This window comes from Streptomyces sp. NBC_00212 (assembly GCF_045206365.1).
Lineage (GTDB): Bacteria > Actinomycetota > Actinomycetes > Streptomycetales > Streptomycetaceae > Streptomyces.
Window position 1 is genome coordinate 5,859,718 of the sequence record NZ_CP108115.1, and the last position, 11,335, is coordinate 5,871,052.

The 11,335-nt window shown below is 70.9% G+C and carries 8 protein-coding genes; 7 read left to right on the forward strand and 1 reads right to left on the reverse strand.

Annotation, left to right across the window (positions count from 1 at the left end; genetic code table 11):
• Positions 1-90 precede the first annotated feature (90 nt).
• The 5 genes from OHA17_RS26760 (at position 91) to OHA17_RS26780 (ending at position 8,236) form a co-directional block, all read left to right on the forward strand.
• Complete coding sequence (locus OHA17_RS26760; RefSeq protein ID WP_406508689.1) at positions 91-255, forward strand: hypothetical protein; 165 nt, start codon at positions 91-93, stop codon at positions 253-255.
• Positions 255-2,540, forward strand: coding sequence for a TOMM precursor leader peptide-binding protein (locus OHA17_RS26765; protein WP_406508690.1), 2,286 nt, complete (start codon positions 255-257; stop codon positions 2,538-2,540). The genes OHA17_RS26760 and OHA17_RS26765 overlap by 1 nt, the downstream gene beginning before the upstream one ends.
• Positions 2,541-2,602: 62 nt before the next feature.
• Positions 2,603-3,247 carry a hypothetical protein gene (locus OHA17_RS26770; protein WP_406508691.1) on the forward strand — a complete coding sequence of 215 codons (645 nt, stop codon included), beginning with the start codon at positions 2,603-2,605 and terminating at the stop codon, positions 3,245-3,247.
• Between the two features lie 179 nt (positions 3,248-3,426).
• Positions 3,427-5,709, forward strand: coding sequence for a sensor histidine kinase (locus OHA17_RS26775; protein WP_406508692.1), 2,283 nt, complete (start codon positions 3,427-3,429; stop codon positions 5,707-5,709).
• Positions 5,710-5,902: 193 nt separating this feature from the next.
• Positions 5,903-8,236 carry a sensor histidine kinase gene (locus OHA17_RS26780; RefSeq protein ID WP_406508693.1) on the forward strand — a complete coding sequence of 778 codons (2,334 nt, stop codon included), beginning with the start codon at positions 5,903-5,905 and terminating at the stop codon, positions 8,234-8,236.
• A 58-nt stretch (positions 8,237-8,294) separates the two neighbouring features.
• Here the strand turns inward: OHA17_RS26780 and OHA17_RS26785 are convergent, their stop codons facing one another.
• The gene (locus tag OHA17_RS26785; RefSeq protein WP_406508694.1) at positions 8,295-8,909 is read right to left on the reverse strand and encodes a DNA-binding response regulator; all 615 of its coding nucleotides are present in this window, start codon (positions 8,907-8,909) and stop codon (positions 8,295-8,297) included.
• A gap of 269 nt (positions 8,910-9,178) precedes the next feature.
• On the opposite strand from OHA17_RS26785, the gene OHA17_RS26790 reads away from it, so the two are divergent.
• A complete protein-coding gene (locus OHA17_RS26790) occupies positions 9,179-9,517 on the forward strand; it encodes a DUF6059 family protein (protein ID WP_053726108.1) in 339 nt (112 codons plus the stop codon).
• Positions 9,518-9,619: 102 nt separating this feature from the next.
• Positions 9,620-11,335 (forward strand): AMP-binding protein, encoded by a 1,716-nt coding sequence (locus OHA17_RS26795; RefSeq protein ID WP_406508695.1) that lies wholly within the window; start codon positions 9,620-9,622, stop codon positions 11,333-11,335.

Genomic DNA, 11,335 nt, shown 5'->3' on the forward strand with positions numbered 1-11,335 from the left:
TGGACGTCGCCTCGACCAGAACTCAAGGGGCGACGGCCAGGGGGTCAGGTCCCCCTCGCCTTCAACAGCTGTCTGCCTGGGGGAAGACCTATGAACGCGAACATCGGCCTCGCAGTGTCCGTCAGTGATGATCTTGTGATCGAGGAGTTCGGGCGGTACGCCGTTTTGAGCCAGCCCGCATATGCCAGCTGGGGCTCCGGCGTCACTCAGGTACCGGTGTCGGCCACCGCCGAGACCGCCCGGCGCACCGCCTGATGGGGGCCGTCCAGACCGCCGCCCCGCTCCTGGGGTTCAAGCCGCACCTGCGGGTCGAGCAGGTGCCCGGTGAAGCGGTGTACCTGATCTCCGACCAGCGCGTCACCGCGCTGCACGGCGAGCAGATCGCCCGGCTCGCCCCCTTCCTCGACGGCACCCGCCCCCTGGAGCGCATCGCCCAGGACACCGCGGACGCGCTCCCCTCCGGGCAGGCCGCCCGGCTGGTGTCGCGGCTGACCGGCGCCGGGCTGCTGTGCGGCCGCGAGCGCCAGGTGACCGCGCAGGAGGCCGCCGAGCAGGCGTACTGGGAAGCAGCAGGACTGGACGGAACAAGGGCGGCGACCGCCCTGGCCCACGGCGCTGTACGCGTCACCTCGGTCGGCAGCGCGGACGCGGACGAACTCTCCGCGAGCCTCGCCGTCGCAGGACTCACCATCGCGACCGACCATGACCCCGCCGACCTCACGGTTGTCCTTTGCGACGACTATCTCGACCCCGAACTCGCCGTAATCGACGCGGAGTTCCGGGCCGCGGGCCGACGCTGGCTGCCGGTGAAGACCGAGGGCACCGAGATGTGGATCGGCCCCTTCTTCGGCGACCCCGACGGGCCCTGCTGGTCCTGCCTGGCCGAACGCCTGTGGCGGACCCGCCCGGTGGAGGCCCACGTCCAGCGCATGCTGGGCCGCTCGGGCCCGGTGCCCCGGCCCTCCTGCACGCTGCCCGCTGCCCGGCTCGCCGCCCTTCAGCTGGCCGGCCTCGAAGCCGCCAAGTGGCTTGCCGGATACCGCGATGCGAGCCAGCAGGCGCTGCGTACCCTCGACGGGCTCACCCTCGCCGGGGAACTCCACCCCGTCGTACGCCGCCCGCAGTGCCCGACCTGCGGCGAGCCTGCGATGACCACCGCCCAGGTGCAGGCCCCGGTCGTGCTGCGCTCGCGGATCAAGCGGGACACCAACGGAAACGGCCATCGCAGTCTCACGCCTCAGCAACTTCTGGACCGCTTCGGTCACTTGGTCGATCCGGTGACTGGGCTGGTGCGCGACATAGTGCGCAACGAATGCGGCCGGGGATTCTTCAACTCCTTCTCCGCGGGCCTCAACCCGGCTGCGGGGAACCAGGGTCTCGGCGCGATACGCGGCGGACTGCGTGCCTCCTGCGGCGGCAAGGGCGCCACCGAGATCCAGGCCAGGGTCAGCGCCCTCGCCGAGGCCCTCGAACGCCACTCCGGCCACTTCGAGGGCGGCGAGTCCACGGTCCGCGGCAGCTACCGAGAACTGGCCGCCGATGCCATCCACCCCGACTCCGTCCAGCTCTACGACGAGCGGCAGTTCACCGGCCGCGATGCGTGGAACGAGGCGCACGGCCCCTTCCAGTACGTGGCCGACCCCTTCGAGGCGGACACAGCCACCGACTGGACACCGCTGTGGTCGGTGACCGAGCAGCGGCACAAGCTGCTCCCGACCGCGCTGCTCTACTACGGGGTACCCCAGCCTCCCGGCGGCTTCTCCTGCCTGGCCACCTCGAACGGCACCGCAGCCGGGGGAACGGTGGAGGACGCCGTACTCCAGGGCTTCCTCGAACTCGTCGAGCGCGACGCGCTGGCCCTGTGGTGGTACAACCGCACCCGTCACCCCGCCGTGGACCTCGACGCCTTCGACGACCCGTGGATCAGTGAACTCAAGCGTGTGCACGCCTCGTTGGACCGCGAGGTGTGGGTCCTCGACCTGACCGCCGACCTCGGCATCCCGGTCATGGCCGCACTGTCGAGGATTGTCGGCGCCGAACCCGGGCAGCGGCAGGACATCATGTTCGGCTTCGGTGCCCACTTCGACCCCGCGATCGCGCTGCGCCGCGCCCTGACCGAGCTGAACCAGATGATGCCGCACGTGGTGGCACCCGACGGCAGCGTCTCCCGCGCGGCCGCCGAGGACCCCGACGTACGCGAATGGCTGCGTACGGCGACCGTGGAAGATCACCCGTATCTCCTCCCCGCGGACTGCGCCCCGACGGGCCCGGACACGCACCCCTACACTCCGAACGGCGACCTGTACGAGGACATCGAGGCGGTCGTAGGGCTGCTGCGTGGCAAGGGGATGGAACTCCTCGTACTCGACCAGACGCGGCCCGACGTCGGCCTGCCGGTGGTCAAGGTCGTGGTGCCCGGACTCAGACCCCACTGGGCCCGCTACGCCCCCGGACGCCTCTTCGACGTCCCGGTGCAGCTCGGCAGACTGGCCGCGCCGACCCCGTACGAGGACCTCAATCCGGTCCCGCTCTTCCTCTGAACCCGCTGAACCCGCTGAACCCGCACGCGAACCACACCCTGCCGGTGGAAGGACCCCCTCTCATGCGTATCGACCGCCTCGCGGCCCGTGAACTCGGTGAGTTCTGGTCGCTGCGCGAGGACGTCACGGTGCTGTTCGGCCAGAGCACCGTGCTGCGCACGCCGTGGGGGGAACTGCGTCTGGAACGTCCGGGGTCGCTGCTGTGCGAGGCCCTGCGCCGGATGCAGCTGGGGCCCGTGTCGCTCGCCAATGTGGTGCCCGGCTTTCCCGGCTACGACGTGCCCGAGGACGAGTGGAACGAGGCCTCGCGGGAACTGCTCGACGCCCTGGCCCCGCTCCAGCACGTGATCGTGCGCCACCTCGCGATCGGCGCCTCGCCGCTCCTGAGCGTGATCCCGCTCTCACCGCGGGCGTCGTTCCACCCGCCGCCGGTCGCCCCCGGAGGTGAACTCCGCGTGCCGAAGGAAGCGGTGCTGCGCAGGCCCGGACACGATCCCGTGCTCTCGTACGAGGGCTGCGACCACCGCATCGAGCTGCACGGCCCCGACGCTCCGCGGCTGCTGCTCCACCTGCAGGGAGGGAAGGGCGATTTTCGGTCACCGCTGGACGTTCCGCTTCCGGGGACCGTCGTCCAGGCCGCCCGCGCCTACGCGGTCGCCGCCGGAATGCTCTCCGCGGTGGATCTCAACGGTGCCGCCCGGCTGTGAGAACCGGTCGAGCACTACAGATTCGGCCTCCGGATTACCTATGATCCGGACCGGAGAGGTGCTTCTGACCGGGTGCCACGAACCATGGGGGACAGTTGAAAGCAGAAGTAGTCGACCGTACGGAAGGAATATCCGCGGACGTCGGCAGCGTGGTGCTTCCACCGCGTAAGGCAATAGCCGTGACCGCGGCCGCACTCCTCGGTTTTTTCGTGATCGACGCCGTCTTCATCTGGGCCGAGAATCCGCCATGGTGGGAACGCATCGTGGCCCTGCTCGGCTTCGTCGCGATCCTGGGTCTGCAACTCACCCACTCCTTTCCGCAGCTACTTCCCAGCGTCTACCGCTATCGGTACGCGACCTGGAGCCTCCAGGCGGTCCTGGCCTACGCCCCCCTTGCCCTGTTCGGTTTCGCGTGGGGCGGGATGACGGAGTTCCTGACCGCCTCCTCGGTCCTGATCTTCCCGGCGGTGATCGGCTGGCCGCTCTTCGGCGCCGGAGTGCTTACCTGCTGGGGTCTGTACAGCGGGCGCGATACCAACACCGTGCTCTACAACGTCGTCGAAGGCGCGCTGATCCCGCTGATCGTCATCGGGCTGTCGCGGATGTCCGACATGATCGTGAAGTTGCACCGTTCCCGCGAGGAGTTGTCGCGACTCGCGGTCGCGGGTGAACGACTGCGCTTCGCCCGCGACTTGCATGACGTCCTCGGCTTTAGCTTGTCGGCGATCTCCCTCAAGTGTGAGCTTGCCTACCGGCTGCTCGCGGACGCGCCGGCCAAGGCGAACGAGGAACTCGGTGAAGTGCTGCGCACCTCCCGCAAGGCGCTCGCCGATGTGCGTTCGGTCAGCCGGGGCTATCGGGAGATGTCGCTGTCCGGCGAGGCCGAAGCGGCAGTGTCGATGCTGTCCGCGGCGGGCATCCGCACGACGCTGAAGTTCGAGGTCGGCCAACTGCCCGCAGCGGTGGACACCGTCCTCGCGACCGCGCTGCGTGAGGGTCTGACCAACATGCTGCGGCACAGCAAGGCCGAGAAGTGCGAGATCCGGGCCGAGCGCGTGGGCGCCGGCGCCGTCCTGACGCTGGCCAACGACGGCATCGGCCGTGCAAGGCTCCCCAAGGGCGGTACGGACGGAGGCCTCGCCGCGCTCGACTGTCGCATCAAGAAGCTCGGCGGCACCCTCGGCCACGGCTCCGACGACCAGGGCTGGTTCCGCCTCGAAGCCGTCGTGCCGCTGCCAGACCGAGCCGGAGGGGATCGGGGCTCGGACCTCGTGACCGTCTCCGACACGGATGACGCCGAACAATCGCCGGTGCAACCCCACGGCCACCGGGATCTGGTGCCCCGGGCCGCCGCAGCGATCACACTCGCGGTCCTGGTGGGTTATTTCTTCGCGTATTCCCTGATCGCCATGTCCTACCAGCCGCCGTTCGCCAAGGCCGTGGTGACAGAACTCCTCATATTCGCAACTTTCGTGATCCAGCTCGCTGTCTCCTTCCAATGGCGATTCGCCTGGTCGACCCGCCACCCACGCCTGCTGAGCCACGGCGCCCTCGCTGGAATGCTGCTGCTTCAATGCGTGCCCTGGTTCTTCCTCGGCCCGACCTGGCTGGGAATGCCCGGCTTCGTCGCCGGCTCGGCGCTCCTCATGCTGCCGACGGCTGCAGGCTGGGGGCTGGTCACTGCTCTGACGGTGCTCACCGACATCGTCTTCCGCCAGGTTGACGGGACTCTCACGGATCTCATCTACGAAACGGCGTACACCGCCATCTGCGCCCTGGTCGTTTTCGGCCTGTCCCGCATGGCGCAGCTGGCCTCCGAACTGCACCGTTCCCGCGCGGAGATCGCCCGTCTGGCGGTGACGACGGAGCGTCTCCGCTTCGCTCGTGATCTGCATGATCTGCTCGGGTTCAGTCTGTCGGCGATCACGCTGAAGTGTGAGTTGGTGCGTCGCCTTGCGCAGAGTCGGCCGGTGCAGGCGCAGGCGGAGTTGACTGAGGTGCTGCAGATTGCGCGCCAGGCATTGGCCGATGTGCGGACGGTGGCCGATGGGCGCCAGCGCATGAGTTTGACCGCGGAGGCGGAGAACGCCACTGCGATGCTGGCCGGGGTGGGTATCAGGGCGACCGTGGATACGGACTGCGGTGAGCTGCCCGGCGACGTGGAGACGGTGCTCGCGACGATGCTGCGGGAGGGGCTGACCAACATGCTGCGGCACAGCAAGGCCGCCCACTGCGAGATCACGGCGGAGCGCACCGCAGGCGGCGTGCGGCTCACGCTCGTCAACGACGGGGTGGACGGGTGTGCCGCCCCGGGTCTTGACTCGAAGGTCGACGGCGGTAGCGGGATCGGCAATCTGACCACGCGGGTCAACGCGGTGAACGGCCGCCTGGAGGCGGGGGCCCGGCCCGACGGCTGGTTCGAGCTGAAGGCCGAAGTCGAACTCGTCACTGCGGCCGCCTGAACGACGGCACGGCACGCACGCACCATCAACAGACGCATCACACGGCACGAACCACGAACCACGAACAGCCAACAGCCAACAACCAAAGAAGCAAGCTCACGGGGGACACTTGAGGACCGATGCAGTCGGCCGAGCGGGCCGGAAACCGGTGGACCGGAATCCGGCGGACCGGAATCTGGCGGCCCGAGAACCGGTGGCCCGGAACCCGGCGGGCCGCGCCGCCGGGCGGGCGTTGCCGCGGCGTACCGCGATCGCCATCACCGCAGGGGTGCTGCTCGGCTTCTTCGTGATCGACGGCAGTCACGTCTGGGGTGAACACCCGCCGGTGTGGCACGCCGTGGCCGCCGTGATCGGGTTCGCCGCGATCATGGGGCTCCAACTGGTCCATTCCTTCCCGGGGTTCATCCTGCGGCTCGGCCGCTACCGGTATGCGACCTGGGTACTCCAAGGCCTGCTCGCCTATCTGCCGATCATCGCGTTCGGGGCCGCGTGGGGCGGGATGACGGAGTTCTTCGCGGCTTCCGCGGTGCTCGTCCTTCCGGCGGCGCTCGGCTGGCCGCTGTTCGCCTGCGCGGTCGCCGGGGAGCTCGCGCTGTTCGGCCACTTCGGCTTCGACGCCGGGGACTTCGTGTACGGGGCCATCGAGGCGGTGCTGATTCCGCTGGTCGTCATCGGGCTCTCGCGGATGTCCGACATGATCGACCGGCTGCACGCGTCGCGCGAGGAACTGTCCCGCCTTGCGGTGGCGGGGGAGCGGTTACGGTTCGCCCGCGATCTGCACGAGGTGCTCGGGCTCAGCCTCTCCGCGATCTCCCTCAAGTGCGAACTCGCGTACCGGCTGCTCGCGGACGCGCCCGAGAAGGCGTACGACGAGGTCGGCGAAGTGCTGCGCACCTCGCGCAAGGCGCTCGCCGATGTGCGTTCGGTGAGCCGCGGCTACCGCCAGATGTCCCTGTCGGACGAGGCGAACGCCGCCGTCTCGATGCTGTCGGCGGCGGGCATCGACACCACCGTGCGCCACCGCTGCGGCGAGCTGCCCGCCCCCGTGGACACCGTCCTCGCCACCGCGCTCGGCGAGGGCCTGACGAACATGCTGCGGCACAGCAAGGCCGAGCGCTGCGTGATCACCACCGAGTGCGGCGGTGGCGTCGCCGTCCTGGTGCTCGGCAACGACGGTGCCGGCCGCGGCCGCACGGCCAAGCCGGACCCGGGCAGTGGCCTCGCCGCGCTCGACTCCCGGCTGCGTGAACTAGGCGGCACCCTCACCCACGGCGCCGACGGGCGCGGCTGGTTCCGGTTGCGCGCGGTCGTCCCGCTCCGGCAGGACGCGCAGGCGCCGAGGCCGCGGCGGCGTACCTCGGCCACCGGCGACCGGAGCAGGGCGGCGCGCCCGGGCCACACCGACATGATGCCCCGGGCAGCGGGCGCGATCACCCTCGCCGTCCTTGTCGGCTACTTCCTGTCGTACTCGGCCGAGGGCTGGTCGTACGCGCCGTACGCGCACGGGCTGCCCGCCGTCGAGCTCTGCCTGCTCGGCTGCCTCGCGCTCCAGCTCGCCGAGTCCTTCCACCGGCGTTTCGCCTGGGGGCCGAGCTGGAAGGGCCGCCTGCGGTACGGGGCGCTGGGGGCGCAGGCGCTGCTCCAGTTCGTGCCGTTCCTGGTGTTCGGCAAGGCCTGGGCCGGGATCCCCGGCTTCCTTGCCGGATCGGTGCTGCTCGCCCTGCCCGCGGTGGCCGCCTGGCCGGTACTGGTCCTGGTCACCGTGGCGAGCGATGCCGCGCAGTACGCGGTGGGCGTCTCGACGCAGGACGTGATCTTCGAGACCGCGTACACGCCGATCTGCGCCGTCGTCGTGTTCGGCCTGACCAGGATGGCCCAGCTCGCCTCCGAACTCCACCGCTCCCGCGCCGAGATCGCCCGCCTCGCGGTGACGACGGAACGCCTCCGGTTCGCCCGTGACCTGCACGATCTGCTCGGCTTCAGCCTGTCCGCGATCACGCTGAAGTGCGAGCTGGTACGGCGGCTCGCGCCGACCCGGCCGGTGCAGGCGCGGCGCGAGCTGACCGAGGTGCTCGGCATCGTCCACGAGGCGCTCGCCGATGTGCGCACCGTGGCGGGCGGAAGCCGGCGGATGTGTCTGAGCGCCGAGGCCGAGCACGCCATGGCCATGCTCGCCGGGGCCGGCATCCACGCCACCGTCCGGCTCGACTGCGGTGAACTGCCCGGCGACGTGGAGACCGTGCTCGCCACACTCGTGCGCGAGGGCCTGACCAACATGCTGCGGCACAGCAGACCGGAGTGCTGCGAGATCACCGCCGAGCGGACGGCCGGCGCGGTGCGGCTGAGCCTCGTCAACGACGGGGCGGACCGGAGCGGCGATCCCTCGCTCGCCTCACGCCTTGGCGGCGGCAGCGGGATCGGGAATCTGACGACGCGCGTCGAGGCGGTCAACGGCCGGCTCACGGCCGGGCCGAGGCCCGACGGCCGGTTCGAGCTCAGGGCCGACGTCGAACTCCTCGCCGCCTGAGACCAGGGGCGGCAGGAACGTTTCGGCCGGGGCTGATGCGGCAGCTCCGGCCCGGTGCTCAGACCGAGTGCAGCCAGCCCGCCTCGCGGGCGATACGGATGGCATCGACCCGGTTACGCGCGTTGAGCTTGCTGACGGCCGAGGTCAGATAGTTGCGAACGGTGCCGGAGGAGAGGTGGAGGCGGGACGCGATCTGGCCGGCCTCCATGCCCTCCGAGGCGAGCTGGAGCACTTCCCGCTCGCGGTCGGTGAGCGGCGAGGGGCCGGAGTCGAGCGTGGCGAGCGCCAACTGCGGGTCGATGACCCGCTCGCCCGCCGCCACCTGGCGGATCGCGGCGCAGAGACTGTCGGGATCGGAGTCCTTGGGAAGGAAACCGGAGACGTGGGCGGCCAGCGCCCGTCTGAGGTTCCCAGGTCTGCCGAGGCTGGTCAGGATGAGCGTGCGGCACTCCGGTACCGCGGTGTGCAGCCCGGCGGCGGCGGTGATCCCGTCGGTGCCGGGCAGGTCGATGTCGAGAACGGCGACATCCGGCCGCATGGCCATCGCGGTCGGCACGATGTCCGTACCGGACGACAACTCGGCGACCACTTCCAGGTCGGACTCCAGTTCAATGAGTGACACCAATGCCTTGCGCAGCATATGCATGTCTTCGGCAATCAGAACTCGCACCATGGTGCCCCCCGTTGTGCTGGATCATGGGTCGGTTGCTAAGGATTATGCAATAGGCCGGGGCCAAGACCCGGGGCTGAGACTAATCCGGCACATGCCGTTTCAGGACCGGTACGAGCGGTTCCGCACCCGCGCCTTTCAGCCAGAACCCGACCACGGCTCAAGTGGTCGCTCCCATCCTCCCTCCACCCAGGCGCCGTCCGGCGGCCAGGGGGAAGGGAGAGGTGACGTGAACATGAACGGACACCCCAGCTCGGAAGGTGTTCACTGACATGGCCCGCCGGAAGAACCAGGACGTTCCGGACGGACGGGACGGCTCCGCCCGCCGCCGTCCCAAGGGCACATGGCGCCGCTTCATCGGCCGCTGCCTGCGACCCGTGGGCGAAGCCCTCATGGTGCATGGCGGTGTTGACATGTATCTGACCGCCGCCGACGGGAACAGGGCCCGGCTGCGCTCGCTCGACAGCGGGTTCCGCCTGATGCTGCGCACCGACGACGACGGCCCGCCACCGGGCCACCCCGAGCGGCTGCGCCCCGACGTCCCGCTCACCCGCCAGGAACTCCTGCTCCTGCAGGACCTGCTGAACGAGGTGCCCGGACGCAGGGGATGAGCGGCCCGGCCGCCCCCACACAGTTGATCTTCAAGTACCCGTCGAGGGCCGAGGCACAGAGTAGGAGGACGAAGCATCCGTCCGAGCACCAGGGAGCAGAGGATGACCCCAGCCAAGAGCTTCACGCGGGCACTGGCGGCGCGGTTCGCCGACCGGGCCGCACGGACCGCTCTGCTCTGCCTGGACGGTGAGGGCAACGCCGACCACCGCACCTACCGGGAACTCGACGTACGGGCCAGGTCCGTCGCGGCCGCGCTGCTGCGCCGCCGCGCGGCCGGCGCGCCCGTCCTGATCTCGATGGACGGCGGCCCGCACACCGTCGCCGCCCTCGTCGGCTGCCTGTACGCGGGCGCCGTCGCCGTGCCCGTGCCGCCGCCGGACAGCTCGCGGGCCGCCGCCGAACGTACCGCCGCGATCGCCGCCGAGACCGACGCCGCCGTCATGCTCACCGAGTCCGCGCACGCCCCCGAACTCTCCCGGCGCCTCGCGGAGGCCGGGCGTTCCGCGGTGGTGTGCCTGGCCGTCGACTGCCTGCCCGACGACGGTGCCGACTGGCAGCCGCCCGCCCCGACCGGCACCGATGTCGCACTCCTGCAGTACACCTCCGGGTCCACCGCCGCCCCGCGCGGCGTCCAGGTCACCCACGCCAACCTGCTCGCCACCATGGAGAGCCTGCGCGCCGCGCTCGGCACCGACGAGGACGCCCGCATCGGCGGCTGGCTCCCGCTCCACCACGACCTCGGCCTGATCGGCCAGTTGCTGCACCCGCTCTGGCTGGGCGCCACCGCCGTCCTGATGCCCCAGCGCCTGTTCGCCGCCTCCCCGCTGAGCTGGCTGCGCGAGGTGGCCCGGCACCGCGTCACCGTCACCGCAGCCCCCGACTCCGCGTACGCCCGCTGCCTCGCCGAAGCCGGCGACGACGACCTCGCGGACCTGGACCTGAGCGCGCTGACCACCGCCGTCAACGCCTCCGAGCCGGTCTCCGCCGTCACCCTCAGCGCCTTCGCCCACCGCTTCGCGGCCTCGGGCCTGCGCCCCGGCGCGCTCGCGGCCGGATACGGGCTCGCCGAGGCCACCCTCCTGGTCAGCCTCGCCGACGGGCTGCCGCCCGCCCCGGCCACCGTGTCCGCCGAAGGCCTGGAACACGGCGAGCTGAGACCGCCGGTGCCGGGCCACCCGGTGCGCACCCTGGCCGGCTGCGGACCCGCGCGCGGCGTCACCGTACGCATCGTCGACCCGGACAGCTCGGCCGTCCTTCCCGAGGGAGCCGTCGGCGAGATCTGGGTGCGCGGCGAGGCCGTCGCCGACGGCTACTGGCGCCGCCCCCTGGAGACCGCCGCCGTCTTCGGCCACGCCACCTCCTCGGGCGAGTACGGCTTCCTGCGCACCGGCGACCTCGGCGCGCTGCGCGACGGCGAGCTCTACCTCACCGGCCGCATCAAGGACGCCCTCCTCGTCGACGGCCGCACCCTGCACCCGCAGGAGGCCGAGCGCCAACTCGCCCAGTCCGGCGCCCCGTTCGGCTCCGCCGTGGTGCTCTCCGCGCCCGCCGAGCGCGAGGAGATCGTCGCCATCCAGGAGATCCGCGGCGCCGGCTGGAGCCGCGGCCAGCTCGCCGACCTCGCCGAGCGCGTCCGCGGCTGCCTGCACCAGGAGTTCGGCGCGTCCCTCGGCGGCGTCGTCCTGGTCCGCCCCGGCACCGTCCGTCGCACCACCAGCGGCAAGGTCCGCCGCTCGCTGATGCGCGAGCTCTACCTGCGCGGCGAACTGCGCCCGCTGTACGCGTCGGCGCCCCCGTACGCCGCAGAAGGAGGCTGA